Origin of the sequence: Umezawaea sp. (assembly GCF_036375055.1) — a bacterium.
Classification (GTDB): domain Bacteria; phylum Actinomycetota; class Actinomycetes; order Mycobacteriales; family Pseudonocardiaceae; genus Umezawaea.
Genome location: NZ_DASUSQ010000054.1, coordinates 59,173 through 77,710 on the forward strand (window position 1 = coordinate 59,173; position 18,538 = coordinate 77,710).

Annotated in this window: 15 protein-coding genes and 1 pseudogene; 10 read left to right on the forward strand and 6 right to left on the reverse strand. The window is 72.8% G+C overall.

Annotated elements, in window-relative coordinates; translation table 11 throughout:
- Nucleotides 1-85: 85 nt before the first annotated feature.
- The 3 genes and pseudogenes from VFZ92_RS15720 to ilvA all read left to right on the forward strand — a co-directional run.
- The gene (locus tag VFZ92_RS15720) at nt 86-1,699 is read left to right on the forward strand and encodes a peptide chain release factor 3 (RefSeq protein WP_330876664.1); all 1,614 of its coding nucleotides are present in this window, start codon (nt 86-88) and stop codon (nt 1,697-1,699) included.
- Between the two features lie 840 nt (nt 1,700-2,539).
- Nucleotides 2,540-3,214, forward strand: a complete 675-nt coding sequence (locus VFZ92_RS15725) for a DUF1062 domain-containing protein (protein WP_330876665.1) — start codon at nt 2,540-2,542, stop codon at nt 3,212-3,214.
- A 113-nt stretch (nt 3,215-3,327) separates the two neighbouring features.
- Nucleotides 3,328-4,284: pseudogene (gene ilvA, locus VFZ92_RS15730) on the forward strand (threonine ammonia-lyase IlvA); the annotation flags it as partial.
- Nucleotides 4,285-4,298: 14 nt separating this feature from the next.
- Here ilvA and VFZ92_RS15735 read toward each other — a convergent pair.
- Nucleotides 4,299-4,511 (reverse strand): RGCVC family protein, encoded by a 213-nt coding sequence (locus VFZ92_RS15735; protein WP_330876666.1) that lies wholly within the window; start codon nt 4,509-4,511, stop codon nt 4,299-4,301.
- A gap of 197 nt (nt 4,512-4,708) precedes the next feature.
- Between VFZ92_RS15735 and VFZ92_RS15740 the strand changes: the two genes are divergently transcribed.
- Nucleotides 4,709-6,166, forward strand: a complete 1,458-nt coding sequence (locus tag VFZ92_RS15740) for an alpha/beta hydrolase (RefSeq protein ID WP_330876667.1) — start codon at nt 4,709-4,711, stop codon at nt 6,164-6,166.
- On the opposite strand, the gene VFZ92_RS15745 is transcribed toward VFZ92_RS15740, so the two are convergent.
- The 4 genes from VFZ92_RS15745 to VFZ92_RS15760 all read right to left on the reverse strand — a co-directional run bounded on the left by VFZ92_RS15745 (nt 6,109) and on the right by VFZ92_RS15760 (nt 9,251).
- The gene (locus tag VFZ92_RS15745) at nt 6,109-6,807 is read right to left on the reverse strand and encodes a DUF2306 domain-containing protein (RefSeq protein ID WP_330876668.1); all 699 of its coding nucleotides are present in this window, start codon (nt 6,805-6,807) and stop codon (nt 6,109-6,111) included. The genes VFZ92_RS15740 and VFZ92_RS15745 overlap by 58 nt on opposite strands.
- Nucleotides 6,808-6,887: 80 nt before the next feature.
- Complete coding sequence (locus VFZ92_RS15750; protein ID WP_330876669.1) at nt 6,888-7,562, reverse strand: response regulator transcription factor; 675 nt, start codon at nt 7,560-7,562, stop codon at nt 6,888-6,890.
- The gene (locus VFZ92_RS15755) at nt 7,559-8,692 is read right to left on the reverse strand and encodes a sensor histidine kinase (RefSeq protein ID WP_330876670.1); all 1,134 of its coding nucleotides are present in this window, start codon (nt 8,690-8,692) and stop codon (nt 7,559-7,561) included. The genes VFZ92_RS15750 and VFZ92_RS15755 overlap by 4 nt, the downstream gene beginning before the upstream one ends.
- Before the next feature lie 34 nt (nt 8,693-8,726).
- Nucleotides 8,727-9,251, reverse strand: coding sequence for a PadR family transcriptional regulator (locus tag VFZ92_RS15760; RefSeq protein WP_330876671.1), 525 nt, complete (start codon nt 9,249-9,251; stop codon nt 8,727-8,729).
- A 41-nt stretch (nt 9,252-9,292) separates the two neighbouring features.
- On the opposite strand from VFZ92_RS15760, the gene VFZ92_RS15765 reads away from it, so the two are divergent.
- The 3 genes from VFZ92_RS15765 to VFZ92_RS15775 all read left to right on the forward strand — a co-directional run bounded on the left by VFZ92_RS15765 (nt 9,293) and on the right by VFZ92_RS15775 (nt 11,301).
- A complete protein-coding gene (locus VFZ92_RS15765) occupies nt 9,293-9,667 on the forward strand; it encodes a nuclear transport factor 2 family protein (protein WP_330876672.1) in 375 nt (124 codons plus the stop codon).
- Nucleotides 9,668-9,847: 180 nt separating this feature from the next.
- A complete protein-coding gene (locus VFZ92_RS15770; RefSeq protein WP_330876673.1) occupies nt 9,848-10,168 on the forward strand; it encodes a hypothetical protein in 321 nt (106 codons plus the stop codon).
- Entirely contained in the window at nt 10,165-11,301 is a 1,137-nt protein-coding gene (locus tag VFZ92_RS15775) for a hypothetical protein (RefSeq protein ID WP_330876674.1), read from the forward strand. Before VFZ92_RS15770 ends, VFZ92_RS15775 begins: the two co-directional genes overlap by 4 nt.
- A gap of 39 nt (nt 11,302-11,340) precedes the next feature.
- On the opposite strand, the gene VFZ92_RS15780 is transcribed toward VFZ92_RS15775, so the two are convergent.
- Nucleotides 11,341-13,509, reverse strand: coding sequence for a discoidin domain-containing protein (locus tag VFZ92_RS15780; RefSeq protein ID WP_330876675.1), 2,169 nt, complete (start codon nt 13,507-13,509; stop codon nt 11,341-11,343).
- Between the two features lie 287 nt (nt 13,510-13,796).
- Here VFZ92_RS15780 and VFZ92_RS15785 point away from each other — a divergent pair, with 287 nt between their 5' ends.
- From VFZ92_RS15785 to VFZ92_RS15795, 3 genes are all read left to right on the forward strand, one after another.
- Nucleotides 13,797-14,711 (forward strand): DUF1996 domain-containing protein, encoded by a 915-nt coding sequence (locus VFZ92_RS15785; RefSeq protein WP_330876676.1) that lies wholly within the window; start codon nt 13,797-13,799, stop codon nt 14,709-14,711.
- 127 nt (nt 14,712-14,838) lie between these two features.
- Nucleotides 14,839-16,857 carry an ATP-dependent Clp protease ATP-binding subunit gene (locus tag VFZ92_RS15790; protein WP_330876677.1) on the forward strand — a complete coding sequence of 673 codons (2,019 nt, stop codon included), beginning with the start codon at nt 14,839-14,841 and terminating at the stop codon, nt 16,855-16,857.
- A gap of 70 nt (nt 16,858-16,927) precedes the next feature.
- Nucleotides 16,928-18,532 carry a CocE/NonD family hydrolase gene (locus tag VFZ92_RS15795; RefSeq protein WP_330876678.1) on the forward strand — a complete coding sequence of 535 codons (1,605 nt, stop codon included), beginning with the start codon at nt 16,928-16,930 and terminating at the stop codon, nt 18,530-18,532.
- Nucleotides 18,533-18,538 lie beyond the last annotated feature (6 nt).

An 18,538-nucleotide genomic window follows, 5' to 3' on the forward strand; every position in this document is an offset into this window, starting at 1 on the left:
ATAGCACCGATCGGCGCGGAAGGGAACAAGCGGCCAGGGTAGATTTCCGGTGACCCCTGTCAGCGACAGATCGGATGGACCACGCATGACCGCCGCCACTCCGGTGGACACCTCGCCGTCGGCCGCTTTCCGCGAAGCGAGCAGGCGCCGGACGTTCGCGGTCATCAGCCACCCCGACGCGGGCAAGAGCACGCTCACCGAGGCGCTCGCGCTGCACGCGAGGGTGATCTCCGAGGCCGGTGCCGTGCACGGCAAGGCCGGCAGGCGCGGGGTCGTCTCCGACTGGATGGAGATGGAGCAGGCCCGAGGCATCTCGATCACCTCGGCGGCCCTCCAGTTCTCCTACGGCGACGCGGTCATCAACCTGCTCGACACCCCCGGCCACGCCGACTTCTCCGAGGACACCTACCGCGTCCTGTCGGCCGTGGACTGCGCCGTCATGCTGCTCGACGCCGCGAAGGGCCTGGAGCCGCAGACGTTGAAGCTGTTCGACGTCTGCCGCCACCGCGGCATCCCGGTGATCACGTTCATCAACAAGTGGGACCGGCCGGGCCGCGACGCGCTCGACCTCTGCGAGGAGATCAAGCAGCGGATCGACCTGGAGCCCATGCCCCTGACCTGGCCCGTGGGCGAAGCGGGCCGGTTCCGCGGCGTCCTCGACCGCGCCGACGGCAGCTTCATCCGCTACACCAGGACCGCGGGCGGCGCCACCGCCGCGCCCGAGGAGCGGATCGAGCCGTCCCGCGCCCTCCAGGAGGAGGGCGAGGACTGGACCCACGCCGTCGAGAGCGCCGAACTGGTCGACATCTCCGGCGGCGAGTTCGACGTGGCCAAGTTCTTCGACGCCACCGCCACCCCGGTCCTGTTCGGCTCGGGTGTGCTGAACTTCGGCGTGCGCCACCTGCTGGACCTGATCGTGTCCCTGGCGCCCCGCCCCACCCCCAGGCACGACGTGAACGGCGAATCCCGCCCGCTGAACTCCCCGTTCTCGGCGTTCGTGTTCAAGGTGCAGACCGGCATGGACAAGTCCCACCGCGACCAGGTCGCCTTCGCACGAGTCTGCTCGGGCGTCTTCGAACGCGGAATGGTCGTCACCAACGCCACCACCGGAAAACCGTTCGCCACCAAGTACGCCCAACAGGTCTTCGGCCGGGAACGCACCACCTTGGACGTCGCCTACCCCGGCGACGTCATCGGCCTCATCAACGCCTCAGCCCTCCGGGTGGGCGACACCCTCCACGCCGGAAAACCGGCCGTGCGCTTCCCCGGCCTCCCCAGCTTCGCCCCGGAACACTTCGCGGTAGGCCGCCTCACCGACCTGAGCAGGGCCAAGCAGTTCCGCAAGGGCGTGGACCAACTGGCGCAGGAGGGCGTGGTCCAGGTCCTCACGTCAGACCGCCGAGGCGACGGCGTCCCGGTATTCGGCGCAGTGGGCCCCATGCAGTTCGAGGTAGCGGTACACCGCCTACTGGCAGAATTCGGCTGCGTGGTCAAAATGGACCACCTCCCGTACACGATGGTACGACGAATGCCAGACCCAAAACTGCGCTCCACGATCAACCTGGGCAACCGAGGCGAATTCCTCACCAGGGCAGACGGCGCAGAACTGGTGGTGTTCAACGACCAAACAGCACTGAACGTAACCCTGCGGCTCAACGAGGGCTTGGTCCTGGAACCACTGGTAGCCGGCACCACCTGACCAACCAGGCCGAGGGCGGGGCCGGGCCCGGGCCGGAGGGGGCTGGGGCTGAGGGCCAGGCTGGGGCTGGGGCTGGGGGCCAGGCTGGGGCTGGGGCTGGGGCTGGGGGCCAGGCTGGGCTGGGACCGGGCTGGAACTGGAGCTTGGCCTGGGACCGGGCTGGGCGGCGGCCAGGCCGGAGCTGGAACCGAGGCCGGGGCCGGGGCCGGACTGCGACTGGAACTGGAACTGGAACTGGAACTGGAACTGGGACCGGTCAACAAACGGGACCGCAACCAGGAACGGGACCGCAATCGGGAACGGGACCGCAATCGGGTCAGCAGTCGGGACCAACCAAGGCGAGCCGCTGCCTTCCCTAAACCAGTGGCCGATTTTACTTGGGGGATTTGACCCTTACCCTGGTAGATCGGGCAGGTTGACACCACCTGCCCTTTAGCCCGATCAAAGGGTCAAATCGAGGGGCCCCAAGTCAAATCGGCCACCCCCGCCGGGACTTGCAGCCACCCCAATCCCCGCTGAACCAGCAGCCACCCCATTCCCCCACTAAAACCAGCAACCACCCCGCCAAAACCAGCAACCACCCCGCTGAAACCAGCACCCACCCCGCCCCCTCGGAACCAACACCCCCAGACCCACCCGAAAACCAGTTGCCCATCCCCACCAGCCACACCACCATGACGCCCATGGATCAGTAAGTGGCACCACGTGGAACCAGCCGGGTCAGAGGCAACTCCCCGTCTCCTCCACGCACCTCCCCCACCCCGCGACGAGATCACCCGTCGCGCGACCAGGCGTGCCCGTTTCCGCCTACCCCTGAGCCACCTGATCCGACGGGGACCCATGTCCAGCACCCGACCCACCGACCGCAAATCCCTCTGGACCGTCAGGCGACAAGCCCTGCCCACCATCCTCAAACCCTGCCCGGCGTGCGACTCCACCCGCCACCACCCCACGGGCAAGTTCCGCGTCAACGCCAACGGCAAGCTCCTGGACGTCTGGCTGCTGGTCAACTGCGACCGCTGCGGCCGGACCTCCAAGGTCCCCGTCCACGAGCGCGCCCACGTCCACTCCCTCAACCCCACCCACCTGAGGGCGTTCGAGACCAACGACAGGTCCGCGGTCGACCGCCTGGCCGCGGACCCGACCCTGGCGACCAGGAACCAGTACCGCCTCGACTGGACCGACACCTGGTACCTGGACACGGACACGCAGTTCTACGACGTCACCGACGGCACCCCGCTGGAGGTGGTGGTCCGGTTCGAACTCCCCGCCCCCATCCGGGTGGAGAAGCTGGTCACCGCCGGGCTCAACACCACCAGACCCACAGCCAGGAACCTGGTCGCGGAAGGCCACCTCCACCTCCCGCTGCCCCTCCGCTCCAAGGCCCGAACGGACTTCACGTTCCACCTCACCCCACCGAACACCCCACCGAACACCCGACCGAACACCCCGCCAACAACTCCACCGAACACCCCGCCAGACACTCCACCGAACACCCCGAACAGGGGCCGCTAGGGGTCGATCCCGCACCCACCGGGCACGGACCATGGACCACGACGGAGGTGATCCCCTTGACCGCTCAACCACACACGGTGCTCCCGGCCCACCTGGGCCTGCCGGAACTCCGGATCGGCGCGGCCAAGGTGGACGAGGCCGCGCGCCAGCTCTTCGGCGTGGTCACCCGGACCCCCTTGCAGCACAACGCCCGCCTCTCCGCCAAGACCCCCGGCCAGGTCTGGATCAAGCGCGAGGACGCGCAGCCCGTCCGCTCCTACAAGCTGCGCGGCGCCTACCGGCTGCTCGCGTCGCTGGAGGACACGGCCACCGGCGTCGTGTGCGCCAGCGCGGGCAACCACGCGCAGGGCGTGGCCTACGCGTGCGCCGCGCTGGGGGTCCGGGGAACCGTGTTCCTCCCCGGCACCACACCGGCCCAGAAGCGGACCCGGATCGCCGCCATCGGCGGCGAGTGGATCACCATCGCCATCGCGGGCGACACCTACGACGACGCCCGGGCGGCGGCGGAGCGGCACGCGAGGGACACCGGGGCCGTGGTGGTCCCGGCGTTCGACGACCTGCGGACGCTCGTGGGGCAGGGCACCGTCGCCGTCGAGATCATGGCCCAGCTGGGCCGGGTCCCGGACCGCATCGTGGTCCCCGTCGGCGGCGGCGGGCTGCTGGCGGGCATGGCCACGTGGCTGCGGGCCCGGCACAGCGAGGTGGAGCTGATCGGCGTGGAACCGGCGGGCGCGGCGAGCATGGCCGCCGCGCTCGACGCCGGACGTCCGGTGACGCTGCGCGACCTGGACACGTTCGTGGACGGCGCCGCCGTCCGGCGGGCCGGTGACGTGACGTTCCCGATCGTGCGGGACAGCGGCGCGCGGCTGGTGTCGGTGTCCACGGCCGCCGTGTGCGTCGAGATGCTCGACCTCTACCAGGTCGACGGCATCATCGCGGAACCCGCGGGCGCACTGGCGACCAGCGCGATCGGGCGGGCGCTGGACGGCGACACGGGCGGGCTGACCGTGTGCGTCGTGTCCGGCGGCAACAACGACGTGACCCGCTACCCCGACGTGATGGAGCGGGCCTCGCTGGAGGCGCCCTACTTCTCCAGGTAGCCCTTGCTGGAGTTGCTGTACGTCATGCCGCTGGACTCGCCGGAGCACAGGCAGCGGCGGAGGTTGCCGCTCGCGGCCATCGCGGTGCAGTAGCGCAGCGCGACGGGGTCGTGCGTGGCCACCGGGTGGGGGCACACGGCGCACGCCGCGTCGGTCGTGGAGTCGGAAGGGGTCGCGTGCACGTCGGCCGTTGGCATCTGCCCGGTCCTCTGCGTCGTCTTACCTGGTCCGGCGGCCGGGTCGGTGCGACCACGGCGCGGAAGGGTCGCGGTCCCCGGCGGACCGGGGTGGTCAGGGGCGACGGCCCTACGCTACCCCGCCCGCCGGGAACGGACACGATGTGGTCCCGGTCACAGTGAGAACCCGTGAGCGCGTCGTCACCGTCTGGCCCGGCATGACCATCACGAGCACCTCGATCGGAGCCGTCGCGGCACTGGCGGCGGGCCTCCTCACGGCGGTCGCGCCCACGGCGTCGGCCGCTCCCCCATGGCTGACCTGGTCGTCCTGCCCGGACGCCACCGAGGCCGACTGCGCGACCCTGACCGTTCCCGTGGACTGGAGCAGGGAGGGCGGCCCGACCGTCGACCTCGCCGTGGCGCGCCGCCCGGCCACCGATCCCGCCCGCCGCATCGGCGTGCTGGTGGTGAACCCCGGCGGTCCCGGCGGGTCGGCGGCCGAGTTCGCCAAGGAGGCGCCCTCGACGTTCAGCCCCGAGGTCCTGGCCCGCTTCGACGTCGTCGGCGTCGACCCGCGCGGTGTCGGCGACAGCAACCCGATCCTCTGCGACACCTCCGCCACCGGCGTGCCCTACCCGACCGGCAGGCCGGACACGCCGGAGCGCTTCGCGGGGCTGGCCGCGTTCAACCGCGCCGTGGCCGCCGACTGCCGGGCCAGGACCGGGCCCGTCTTCGACCGGGCCGACGCGCGGAGCGCCGTGCGCGACGTCGACGCCCTGCGCGCCGCGCTCGGCGAGCGGAGGATCAGCTACTTCGGCGTCTCCTACGGCACGCTGTACGGGCAGGAGTACGCCGAGCGCTTCGGCCACCGGCTGCGCGCGATGGTGGTCGACAGCGTCGTGGACGGCAGCGCCGACCTGTCCGGCCTGATGCTCCAGGGCGCGCGGGCCGCCGAGGACGTCTTCGCCGAGTTCGCCCGCTGGTGCGGCGCCACGCCGACGTGCGCGCAGCACGGCCGGGACGTCCCTGCGCTGTTCGACGCGCTGCGGGGCAGGGCGGAGCGCGGTGAGCTGCACGAGCCCGGCGCGCCCGACGAGCCGCTGGAGGTCGACCAGCTCGTCGAGCGGACCGTGCGCGCGGGCTACGGCCCGAACTGGGACCTGCTCTCCGCCTACCTCGCGGACCTGGAGGCCCAGACCGGCGCACGGACCTCGCCCGCGACCGACGGCGTCGGCGCGTCCGCGGTCTCGCGCAGGCCGCACCTCGCGGTGCTGTGCGAGGACTTCACCGGCCACCCCACGTCGGCGGACGACGTCGTGAGGATCGACCGCGAGGTGCGCGGGGCGGCGCCGGTGGTGCGGGCCGCGCCGATCTGGAACCGCGCGCTGACGTCGTGCGTCGGCTGGACGGGTCCGGTGCTCAACCCGCCGGGACCGTGGACGCCCCGGCACGCGCCCCCGGTGCTGATGCTCAACTCCCTGCACGACCCGTCCACCGGCCACGAGGGCGCGGTGACCGCGTGGCGGCAGTCGCGCGGTGCCGCCACGCTGGTGACCTACGAGGGCACGGGCCACGGGGTGTACACCCGCACCGACTGCACCCGCGCCACGGCCGACGCCTACCTGCTGGACCTGGTGGTGCCCGCCGACGGCACGCGCTGCCCCGCCGCCGGGTGAGCCCCGCGCCGCGCCGCGACGCGGGGCGACCGGCGGATCACCCACTCGGCGACGACCACGTTGACCACCCAGCCCGCGGCCATCAGCAGCGTCCTGGTGTCCTCGCCCGGCACCACGCCCGCGACCACCCAGGGCAGGTGCGTGAACACCTGCGTGCCCGCGCCGAGGCCGATGGCGTAGCCGCGGACCATCCACGCGCGGTGCGCGGGGAAGTCCCGCCGCCGCACCGCGAGGAAGCCGAGGACGATCGCCGCGGCCATGGCCGTGCCGAACACGAGCCGCAGCGGGGTGAGGAGCGCGCCGTCGCCGGGCGGCTGCGGGTAGACCAGCGCCATCCACAGGCCGGTGAGCGCCGCGACGAGTCCGGCCGGGACCAGGACCCGGCCGGACCGGCGGTGCCAGGCCCGGTGGCGGGCGCGGAAGCCGGGCGCGAACTGGAAGGCGCCCAGCACGCAGAACAGCGTCGCGCCGACGATGTGCAGCACGACGGGCAGCGGCATCGCGACGAAGCGCTCGTTGGCGGACGTGACCTCCGCGCCGCGCGCCAGTTCGGTCACCCGCACGGCACCCGCCACCGAGGGCACCAGGGAGAGGAGGATCAGGGACGCGGGGACGAGCCTGTCGGCCCTCGTGGTCGTCATGGGTGAATCCTGACGACGGCGGGCGCGCCGATCATCGGTGGAAAGGCCAGAGCAGACCTGGTCCGGAGTACCGGGCGGCGCTAGTACTTTCGGTCGGGACCGCCCCGGACGCGGTTCGTCTCGTAGGCCCAGATGGCGATCTCGACCCGGTTGCGGACCCCCAGCTTCGCCATCAGGCTGGCGACGTGGGTCTTGACGGTGCTCAGCGTGATGAACAGCTCGTCGGCGATCTCGCCGTTCGTCCGTCCGCTCGCGACGGTCGCGAGCACCTGCTCCTCCCGCTCCGTCAACGGTTCCACGGGCTGCACCGGCGGCGCGGACGGCCCGCCGTCGGCGAAGGCGCTCAGCAGCCGCGCGGTGACGCTCGGCGCGATCAGCGCGTCGCCCTCGGCCGCGGCGTGCACGGCCTGCGCGAGCAGCGCGGGCCCGGCGTCCTTGAGCAGGAACCCGCGGGCACCCGCCCGCAGCGCCGCGTAGACGTACTCGTCGAGGTCGAAGGTCGTGATGACGACGACCGCCAGCGGTTCGGCGACGGTCGGCCCGGCCAGCAGCCGGGTGGCCTCGATGCCGTCCAGGTCGGGCATCCGGATGTCGAACAGGCACACGTCGGGGCGGAGCCGCCGGGCGAGGTCCACGGCCCGCCGCCCGTCGGCGGCCTCGCCGACGACCTCGATGCCGGGCTGCACGTCGAGGATCATCCTCAGCCCGGTGCGGACGATCTCCTGGTCGTCGGCCACGACCACGCGGACGGTCACGCCGGGACCCCGGTGCGCGGGAGCACTGCGGTGACGGTCCAGCCCCGGCCGGGGTTCGGGCCCGCCTCGCAGGTGCCGCCGAGCAGCCCGGCGCGCTCGGCCATGCCGATCAGCCCGTAGCCCGGCGCAGGGGACGCGGGGCCGGTGTCGCCGTCGTCGCTGACGCGCAGCCGCACGGACGTCGCGTCGGCGGCGACGCGGACCTCGATGCGGGTCGCGTGCCGGGCGTGCCGCCGGGCGTTGGTCACGGATTCCTGGGCCAGGCGGTAGATCGCGGTGCCGACCGACGGCGGGAGGTCGTCGACGTCCCCGACGATCCCCACGTCGACCGCGGGACCGGAGCGCGGTCGGCCCGCGAGCCGTTCGAGGTCGGCGACGCGGGGGTTGGGCGTCCGTTCGGCGGGCAGGTCGCGGCGCAGGACCCGGACCATGGCGCGCATCTCCACCAGCGCGGTGGACGCCTCGGACTCGATCAGCCTGAGCGCGTCGACCGCCGCGTCCGGGCTCAGCGCGGCCGTGGCGATCCCGGCCTGGGCGCGGATCGCGATGGCGGAGACGTGGTGCGCCACGGTGTCGTGCAGGTCGCGCGCCAGCCGTTCGCGCTCCACCAGCTTCACCTGGTCGAGCATCCGCGCCCGCGCCCCGGCCCGGTACCGCACCGCCGTGCCGAGCGACCCGGCCGTGAACGTCACGAGCAGCCCGGCCACGCCGTCACCGGGGCTGGTGTGCCCCAGCGACACCGCGAAGGCCACGTGCGCGAGGATCACCGCCAGTCCGATCACGGCCTCCCGCCCCGACCCCCAGCGGAACAGGGCGTAGACCAGGATGAGCAGGAACGCCATCGTGTAGGACTCGGGCGGGTGCCCGTCGGTGAACAGCGGTGCCAGCCCCGTGACGACGAAGGCGACCGCGAACACCGGCAGCGGGCTGGTCCGCCGCCACAGCAGCGTCGGCACCAGCGCGACGGCGAGCGCGACCGCCACCACCCGCCACGGCGAGTCCGGGCGCAGGAACCCCTCCGCGACGGCGAGCGGTACGAGCACGCCCACGAGCGCCCAGTCCCGCCACACCCTCCCTGGGGCGTCGGACGGACGGGGTTCGCCCCACAGGGAGCGCAGGAGTTCCACCACGCGCCGATCGTAGAAGGGCGGCGACCGTTCCGGATCAGTCCGAAGTACGGTTCACGGTCTCGCGGGCCTCCTCGATCCACGCGAGGTCGGCCTCGGCGCGGTTGATCGCGAAGTGCGCGGTGAGCGCGCGGACGGACCGCTCGACGCCGCCCGCGAGCAGGTCGCGGCAGAAGTCGAGCGTGTGCCGGACCTCGGCCTCCCACCGGTCGAGCTGCGCCAGCAGGTGGTCGCGGCTGGTGTGGTGGCCGAAGTAGAGCTGGATCTGCAACGGCTGCCTGCCGTGCTCGGTCACCGCGTCGAAGCCGTCCAGCCAGGCGCGGAACGCGAGCCGCCCCGCCTCGGTGGCCGTGTAGACGCTCTTGTCCGGCGCTCCCGCCTGGGGCACCACCACGACCGTGGCGTGGCCCCGTTCGACGAGCTTGGGCAGCTCGGCGTAGATGTGCGAGCGGGTGATCGGCCAGAAGTACGCGACCGCCCTGGACGCGCGGGCCCCCAGCTCGTAGCCCGAGGCCGGGCCGTCGAGCAGGAGTCCGAGAACGAGGTGACCACCGGTGGACATGGAGCGAGTATAGTCCAGACTTGACTAGTGAGGAGTTGACTATGGATCCCCAGGACGCCGTCAAGCAGTACGTCCACGCGTGGACCCTGACCGACGAGGCCGACATCCGGTCCGCGCTGGCCGGGTGCTGGGCCGACGACGCGAGCTACACCGACCCGAGCACCGACCCCGTCGTGGGGGTCGAGGGGCTCACCCGGCACATCCTCGGCTTCGCCGAGCAGTTCCCCGACGCCACCATGGCGCCGACGAGCGGCCTGGACGCGCACCACGGCGTCGGCCGGTTCACCTGGCTGCTGTCGTCGCCGACGTCCCTCGTCGCGGACGGGGTCGACCTCGGCCCCGCGCTGCCCGGCCTCGACTTCGTCGAGTTCGCCGAGGACGGCCGGATCCAGCGGGTCGTCGGCTTCTTCGGCTGACACCGGCCGGGGGCGCGGTGCTCCCCGGCGGCACCGCGCCCCGGACCCGCCGCCGCACCACTCCCCTGCGCCGTACAGCCGATTGATCGCCCCGTGGCGGGTGCGCGACCCTGCTGTCATGTCGGACCACAACGGGTGTCGGCGAGCCCTCGCCGCCGACGAGGACCGGGACGGCGACCGGTGACCGGCGGGTACGAGGTCGTCGACGACGACCTGACCGGACACGCCCGCACGCTCGACGGCGTCGGGGACGACCTGGAGGCGGCGCTGAGCGCCGTGGAGCGGGTGAACCTGACCGCCGACGCCTACGGGGCCGTCGGCAGGCGGTTCGTCCCGGTGGCCGAGCAGGTCGCCGCGGCCTGGTGCGACGCCGTGCGCACGAGCGTCGTCGAACTCCTCCAGGCCGCGAAGGACGTGCGCGGCACGGTGACGACGCACCAGCGGGACGACGGTTCCGGTGCGGCCCGCTTCGGCGACGACCCACCGGCGGTCACGTCGTGACCAGCGCCGGGCTGAACGGGCTGGACGCGACCATCCGGCCGGTCGAGGACCTCGCGGCGGCGGGGCTCGGCCGGCTCACCGGGTACGTCCAGCCGTTGCAGGACGCCGTGGACCGCATGAGGGGCAACGCCGCCGTGGTGCGGACCTTCACCGACGCCTGGACGACGGCCGCCGAGAGCGTCCTGGGGACGGCGGAGCGGCTCACCACCGCGGTGGGCCGGGAGACCGCGCGCTGGCACGGGGACTCCGCCGACGGCTACCGGGGCAGGAGCGCCTCCACCGCCGCCGCGCTCCAGGACGCGGCGACGCTCGCGGCCGGGCTGGGCGAGGTGTGCCTCTCGGCGGCGGAGGCCGTCGCCGGGGCGAGGAGGGACGCGGGCGGCCTGCTCGCGGACCTGGTGCGGCGGCTGATCGACTTCGCCAGACCGGCGGTCGCGGCGGAGGGCGTCACGACGGCCGTGCTCGCCACGGCCACCTCGATGGTCGACGCCTGCGCGGGTCCGATCGCCGAGCACGAGGAGCGCGCGGGAACCGCGCTGGCGCGGGCCGAGTCCGCGCTCCTGGCGCTGGTGACGCAACCGAGGACGCGACTGGCCACCCGGCCCGACCACGACCCCGAGCGGGAGACGCCCCCGCGGACCCGGATCAGGCCCGCACCGTGGGAGCGCCACCCCTCCTACGACGAGATGGCCCCGGACCAGCGCCACCGGCTCCAGGAGGCGATGAGGGACCGGACCGCGCACGTCGGCAGGGCCGAGCCGCTGAGCACCGTCAACATCGAGCAGTCCCTGCGCGGCGGGCCGCCGGGCACCAGCCCCGGCGTCGCCCCGGACCCGTCTGAGGTCGCGGTGACGTTCGCGGACGACCGCGTGCGCGCGGCGCGCGACGTCCTGAGCATCGACCCGACCGCGGCGACCGCGGCCCAGGACGTCGACAACGCGCTGCTCAGGCTGTCGCCGTTCACCCGGCTCGGCGACTCCACCACCGCCGAGCTGTGGATCCAGGTCCCCAACGGCACCGGCACCGACGACCTCGGGGCCCTGCACGGAAGGTTGACCGTGCCCCAGGAGGGCATCAGGGCCCACTTCCGCGACCAGACCGGCAGGGTCCTCGGGACGTTCGGCGCCCCCTGACGACCGGTGCGGGCGCCGGGCGCCCGCACCGGTCGGCGCTCAGCGGCGGTACACGCCGAACTCGTAGAGCGCGTAGCCCCACGCGGTGCCGCGCTGCGTGGCGTTGACGCGGACGTACCGGGCGGACGTGGCGACGGGCACGTCGTCCGCTCCCCCGTCACCGGTCGTGGTCGCGAAGACCGACCTCCAGGTGTTCCCGTCGTCGGAGACCTGGACCTCGTAGGCCTTGCCGTACGCGGCCTCCCAGATGAGCTGGACGTGGTTGATCGCGGTGACCGAACCGAGGTCGACCCTGATCCACTGCGGGTCGCTCCAGTCGCTGGCCCACCGGGTGGTGGCGTTGCCGTCGGTGGCCCGCTCCGGCGGGTACGGCGCTCCGTCGCCCACCTGCTGGTAGGACGACGCCGTGGTCGGCTTGCCCTGCGCGACGTTCGTGCCCTGCACCGGCGGGGCGACGACGCGGAACGACTTCGTCTCGATGCCGATGTTGCCCTTGCCGTCCCTGGCGTACAGGTACACCTTCCACACGCCGAGCATCTGCGGCGCGGTCACCGTGAACGGGCCGTTGCCGGTGAACGCCGCGGAGATGATGCCGCCCGCACCGTTGATGTACTTGCTGTTCAGGCCGATCGTGTAGCTGATCGGGTCGCCGTTGGGGTCGCTGACGCTCGCGGACAGCGTGAACGTGCCGCCCGCGGGGACGTCGGTGGTGCGGCTGAGCGCCATGTTCGAGATGACCGGCGGGGTGTTGGCCGCCGCCGCGCCGCCGTACATCTGCCGGACCGCGTAGTAGGACAGGCGCTTCTCGCCGTTGGGGATCAGGTTGAACCACACGCCGCCGAAGTCGCCCTCGGTGCCGTAGTGGAACAGCGTGGCGCCCAGCGCGACACCGGTGTGCCCGGTGACGCAGTTCCACGCGCGGGTGTAGCCGTCGCGCTTCTGCACGTCGGTCGGCTCGGTCGCCACGCCGTTGGCGTCGTTGGGGACCTCCCACTCACCGGCCGGTCCGCCCTCGGTGACGATGTAGGGCTTGGTGTAGCCGCCGCTGATCCAGTCCTGCCGGACGTTGCACACGGCGTTGTAGGCGTTGACCGAGTACAGGTCCAGGTCCGGGGCGTTGGCCTTGAGGTAGGGCCACGCGCCGGTCCAGGCGTCGGTGTTGGTGACGGGGTGGTTCGCGTCGATCGCGTGGATGGCGCGCGCCGCGTCGTTGACGAACCGGGCGTAGGCGTTGCGCTGGTTCTCCAGCTCGGTGCCGGAGAAGCAGTTCCCCATGCCGAGGATGGACTCGTTGCCGACGTTCCACATCAGGACGCCCTGGTGGCCCCTGTACTCGGTGACCCACCGCTGGATCTCCGAGAGCATGGTGGCCTTGTAGGCCGAGTCGGTGACGTAGTTGACGCAGCCGCCGCTGCCGGGGCCGCCGCCGGGCTGGAGCCAGAAGCCCGCCATCACCTTGATGCCGTTCGCGGCGGCGGCGTCGAACAGGGCCCGGCTGGTGGCGTCGGTGCCCCAGGTGCGGATCGTGTTGGCGCCCATGGCCTTCAGGTCGGGCATCCGGGCCGCGGCCTCGGAGACCGGCGGCCCCCAGGTGAGGCCCTTGACCACGTACGGGGCGCCGTCCACGGAGAGCTGCCAGTTGCCCTGCGAGCCGGTCACCCGCGTGACGCCGGGTCCGCCGGGGTTGGGACCGGTCGTGCCGGGCGTGCCGCTGACCTGGAACTCCCACAGGGAGTAGCCGTAGCCGCCGACGCGCTGGGTGCCGAGCACCCGCACGTACCGGCCGGTGCCGGTGACGGCCAGCGTCTGGTTGCCGCCGCTGCCGGTCGTGGTGCTGTAGACCGACCGCCAGTCGGTGTCGTTGTCGGAGACCTGGATCTGGAACGCCGTGGCGTAGGCCGACTCCCAGCGGAGCACGACCTCGCTGATCGTGGCGGTGGACCCGAGGTCGACCCGCAGCCACTGCGGGTCGCTGAACGCGCTGCCCCAGCGGGTGCCGGGATCACCGTCGACGGCGGCGGAGGCGGGCGTGCCCGCTCCCTCGCTCGACGACGCCGTCACGGGTTTGCCCTGCGACAGCAGGGTCGCCGCCTGGGCCGGGTTCGCCGTGACCACCAGGAAGCCCAGGAACAGGGCGACCAGTGCGGCCAGTGCGACGGGACGGGTTCGCCTGCGCTGCGGGGACGCGTCGGGCGGGTGGGTGCGCATGACATCTCCTACCTCGGTGGGGACCGCGCCGGGATGAGCCGCCCCCTACCCGCCGTGGCGGGCAGCAGTGGGAGAGCGCTCTCCGGTGAAGCACGAGTGTTACGAGTAGATGTCGACGCTGTCAAGCTCGCGACCTGCGAAATTGTGTTCCGGTACGACGAATGGCCTGCAACGGACCCTTGACAGCGGATGATCGGGGTCACATCCTACGGGAGAGCGCTCTCCAAGATTGGCGCTCATGCTTCGCGCCGCGACCCTGCGGCGTTCCTCTCCCTGCTGGAGGACCCGTGCTCCGCAAGCTCTCGCTCCTCGTGGCCGGCGCGCTCGCCGCGGCCACCCTGACCACGGCCGGATCGGCGGCCCAAGCCGACGAGCTCGTGACCCACCACGAGTTCCAGACCAACTGCTCGGTGACCAAGCGGGCGCCGGACGACCCGATCATCTTCCCCAACCTGCCGGGGGCGTCGCACGACCACTCGTTCGTCGGCAACAAGACGGTGAGCGCGAGCACCACTCTCGCCTCGCTGGTCGCGGCGGGCCCCTACAACACGTCGTGCGTCAACCCCGACGACCTGTCCGCGTACTGGTTCCCGACGGTCTTCAAGAACAACCAGGCCGTGCTGCCGATCGGCAAGCAGGTCATCTACTACAAGAGCGGCATCCTCGACTACCGCGCCGTCCGGCCGTTCCCGCCGGGCCTGCGGTACGTGGTGGGCAACGCGAACGCGTCCCAGGAGGAGTTCCGCACCGCCCCCGGCGCCGTCGAGGGCTGGGAGTGCGGCAACAGCTTCCACAACTGGGACTTCCCGGCCAACTGCATGGTCGGCAGCCAGGCCAACATCCGCTACCAGGCCCCGAGCTGCTGGAACGGCCGCGACCTCGACACGGCCGACCACAAGAGCCACATGGCGTACCCGGTCAACGGCGCGTGCCCGGCCGGCCACCCCAACCCCGTGCCGATGCTGGAGTTCAAGATCGCCTTCCCGGTGGACGGCGACATGTCGACGGTCCGGCTGGCCAGCGGTCGCGGCTACACCTGGCACTACGACTTCTTCAACGCCTGGGACGCGCCCACGCTGGCCGCGCTGGTGAGCCACTGCATCAACGGCGGTCTCCAGTGCGACCCGAAGGGCTACGACCTCTACAAGCCGAACCGCGGGCAGGCGCTCGGCGACGACTACCGCCTGCCCGGCAGGCCCTGACCGTCCCTTGTGGACGAATGAGGACCGGCGGGAGAGTGCCCCGCCGGTCCTCGGCCACGACGGTGGCGGTCTGGTCCGCGGAAGCGGAGTATCGGGGTGACACCCCCGACGCAGAGGCGGCTCGCACATGGCTGACGACTGGATCGGCTCGCTGGACGACCTGGTCGGCAAGCTGTTCGGCGGTCTGGGCGGCGGCGAGCAGTCCGGCCCGTCGACGCGGCGGACCGACCACTTCGGCCGCGACCTCACCGCCGCGGCCAGGGACGGGCAGCTCGACCCGGTGGTCGGCCGCGACGACGTGATCGACGAGGTGCTGGAGGTCCTGTCCCGGCGGACCAAGAACAACCCCGTGCTGATCGGCGATCCGGGGGTCGGCAAGACCGCGATCGTCGAGGGCATCGCCCAGCGCTTGGCGGGCGGCGAGGTGCCCGCCACCCTGGAGGGAAGGCGGCTGGTCTCGCTGGACCTCGCGGGCATGGTGGCCGGGTCGAAGTACCGGGGCGAGTTCGAGGAACGGCTCCAGGGCGTGATCGACGAGGTGTCGGCGGCCAACCGGATGGTGGTGCTGTTCCTCGACGAGCTGCACACCGTCGTCGGCGCGGGCAGCGCGGAGGGCGCGCCGATGGACGCCGCGAACATGCTCAAACCGGCGCTGAGCAGCGGCAGGCTCCAGGTGGTCGGCGCGACCACGGTCGAGGACTACCGGCGGCACATCGCGAAGGACCCGGCGCTGGAGCGGCGCTTCCAGCCCATCCTGGTCAACGAGCCGTCGCGGGACGAGGCCGTCGCCATCCTGCGCGGACTGCGGGCCCGCTACGAGAGCCACCACGGCGTGCGCGTGACCGACGAGGCCCTCGTCGCCGCCGTGGAGCTGTCCACCCGCTACATCGCCGACCGCTTCCTGCCGGACAAGGCCGTCGACCTCCTCGACCGCGCGGGCGCGCGGGTCCGGCTGCGGGAGAAGTCCGCCGCGCCCGACCCGCTGGGCGTGCAGCGGCGGATCGACCACCTGGAGCGGGAGGTCGAGGCGGCCGGGGACGACCACGGCCGGGTCCTGTTCCTGGAGGACGAGCTGGCCCGCGCGACCGCCGACCTGGAGACCGCGCGCGCCGCGATGGCCGACGCCCCGAGCGTCGACGCCGACGACGTGGCCGAGGTGGTGTCGCGCAGCACCGGCATCCCGGTCTCCCGGCTCACCGAGGCCGAGCGGCACCGGCTGCTGCACCTGGAGGAGCACCTGCACCAGCGGATCGTCGGCCAGGACGAGGCGGTGGAGGCCGTCTCCGACGCCGTCCGCCAGGGCCGCGCGGGCCTCAAGCACCCGGACCGCCCCGTCGGCTCGTTCCTGTTCCTGGGCCCGACCGGCGTCGGCAAGACCGAGGTCGCGCGGGCGCTCGCCGAGGCGCTGTTCGGCTCGCGGGACCGGCTGATCCGGTTCGACATGAGCGAGTTCTCCCAGCAGCACACGGTGACCCGGCTGACCGGCGCGCCGCCCGGCTACGTCGGCTACGACGACGCGGGCCAGCTCACCGGGGCGGTCCGGCGCACCCCGTACTCGGTGCTGCTGCTCGACGAGGTCGAGAAGGCCCACCCGGACGTCTTCAACACCCTGCTCCAGGTGCTGGACGCGGGCCGGTTGACCGACGCGCAGGGCCGGACGGCCGACTTCGCCAACACCGCGATCATCATGACCAGCAACATCGGCGCCGAGCAGCTGCTGGCCGCGGCCTCGTCCGGCCGTCCGGCGGAGGACCTGCGCGAGCCGCTGATGGCGGCGGTCCGCCGCTACTTCCGGCCGGAGTTCCTCAACCGCCTGGACGAGGTGATCCTGTTCCGCGGCCTGGACGCCGACCAGCTGCGGCAGATCACCGGGCTGCTGCTGGAGGAGACCCGCCTGCGCCTGCGCGAGCAGGACATCACCATCGAGGTGGACGAGCAGGCCGTCGACTGGCTCGCCGCCCGCGGCTACGACCCCGAGCACGGGGCCCGTCCGCTGCGCCGCACCATCGGCCGCGAGCTGGACCGGCGGCTGTCCCGCGCCCTGCTCGGCGGTGAGCTGCGCGGCGGCCAGCACGTCGTCGTCAGCGTGGTGGACGGCGCGCCGACCCTGACCGTCACCGATCGGGGGGACCCGACGCCGTCGTGATCACCGGCCGGGTCCGGGAGCTCGGGGTAGCCTCGGGTCCTCGACGTCGACCGCGCAAAGGTGGCCGCCCGTGCTGGAGCGCCTCATCGACAAGGTTCTCGGTCTGCCCGCGGCGCGGGTGCCGAAGCCCGTGGTCACGAGGGATCTGGTGATCCCGATGCCGGACGGTGTCCGGCTGCTGGCCGACCGGTACCGGCCACCGGGCTCCGACCCGCTGCCCGTGGTGCTGGTCCGCTCGCCCTACGGCCGCCGGGGGGTGATGGGGGCGCTGTTCGGCGCGGCGTTCGCCCGCCGCGGCTTCCAGGTCGTGGTGCAGAGCGTGCGCGGCACGTTCGGCTCCGGCGGCGAGTTCCGGGCGTTCCGGCAGGAGGGGGAGGACGGTCTGGCGACCGCGGCGTGGCTCCGGGAGCAGCCGTGGTGCGACGGCAGGCTGGCGATGGCGGGCGCGAGCTACCTCGGGCACACGCAGTGGGCGGTCGCGCCGTACCTCGACCCGCCGCTGGAGGCGATGTGCCTCGGCGTGACCGCGTCGGAGTTCACCACGGCGTTCTACCCCGGCGGGGTGCTGGCGCTGGACAACATGCTGTCGTGGTCGGCCACGATCGGCAGGCAGGAGGAGCGCTTCGCCGCCCTGCCGAACCCGGTGCGGGCCAGGCGCACGCGCGCGGCGATGGCGCACCTGCCGCTGCGCACGGCGGACGTGGCCGCGATCGGCAAGCCGGTGCCGTTCCTGCGGGACGTCACGACGCACGCCGAGTCGCCACTGGACTGGGCCGAGACCGACCACAGTGGACGGCTGGCCGAGCTGGGCACGCCGACGAGCATGGTCACCGGCTGGTACGACCTGTTCGTCGCCCGGCAGCTCACCGACTTCACGGCCCTCCAGGCGGCCGGGGCCCGCACCAGGCTGACCGTCGGCCCGTGGAAGCACGGTGAGCCCGCGAGCGTCCGGCCGATGATCGCCGACCAGACGTCGTGGCTCGCGGCGCACCTGCTCGACGACCGCGCCCAGCTCCACCGCGCGCCCGTGCGGATCTTCCTCCAGCGGGCGGGCACGTGGCTGGACCTCGATCGGTGGCCACCCGCCGAGTCGAAGCCGAAGACCCTCTACCTCCAGTCGGTCGGCGGGCTGTCCGACGACGAGCCGGGTGACTCGCCGCCGGACTCCTTCACCTACGACCCGGCCGACCCGACGCCGACGGTCGGCGGCCCGATGCTCAGCGGTGAGGCCAAGCAGCACGACAACCGGGCCGTCGAGGCGCGCGCCGACGTGCTGGTCCACACCGGACCCCCGCTGGAGCGGGACCTGGACGTGATCGGCGAGGTGACGGCGACCATCCACGTCCGCACCTCCACGCCGCACGCCGACGTGTTCGTGCGGCTGTGCGACGTGGACCCGCGCGGCGTCTCGCTCAACGTCTGCGACGGCGTGCGGCGGGTGTCCGGTGGCGAGGGCGTCCAGGAGGTCGAGGTCGCCCTCGACCCCACCGCCTACCGCTTCCGCCGCGGCCACCGGGCGCGGGTCCAGGTCGCGGGCGGCGCCTTCCCGCGCTTCGCCCGCAACCACGGCACCACCGACCCCACCGCCGACGCCGTCACCACCGAGCCCTGCCGGTTCGAGGTCTTCCACGACCCCGAACGCCCGTCGAGCATCACGCTGTCGGTGTTCGGCTGACGCCAC

Coding starts and splice junctions, on each gene's coding strand:
- VFZ92_RS15780 (WP_330876675.1), bottom strand. CDS start 13,509: ATGCGCACCCACCCGCCCGACGCGTCCCCGCAGCGCAGGCGAACCCGT.
- VFZ92_RS15760 (WP_330876671.1), bottom strand. CDS start 9,251: ATGTCCACCGGTGGTCACCTCGTTCTCGGACTCCTGCTCGACGGCCCG.
- VFZ92_RS15745 (WP_330876668.1), bottom strand. CDS start 6,807: ATGACGACCACGAGGGCCGACAGGCTCGTCCCCGCGTCCCTGATCCTC.
- VFZ92_RS15725 (WP_330876665.1), top strand. CDS start 2,540: ATGTCCAGCACCCGACCCACCGACCGCAAATCCCTCTGGACCGTCAGG.
- VFZ92_RS15765 (WP_330876672.1), top strand. CDS start 9,293: ATGGATCCCCAGGACGCCGTCAAGCAGTACGTCCACGCGTGGACCCTG.
- VFZ92_RS15790 (WP_330876677.1), top strand. CDS start 14,839: ATGGCTGACGACTGGATCGGCTCGCTGGACGACCTGGTCGGCAAGCTG.
- VFZ92_RS15735 (WP_330876666.1), bottom strand. CDS start 4,511: ATGCCAACGGCCGACGTGCACGCGACCCCTTCCGACTCCACGACCGAC.
- VFZ92_RS15720 (WP_330876664.1), top strand. CDS start 86: ATGACCGCCGCCACTCCGGTGGACACCTCGCCGTCGGCCGCTTTCCGC.
- VFZ92_RS15740 (WP_330876667.1), top strand. CDS start 4,709: ATGACCATCACGAGCACCTCGATCGGAGCCGTCGCGGCACTGGCGGCG.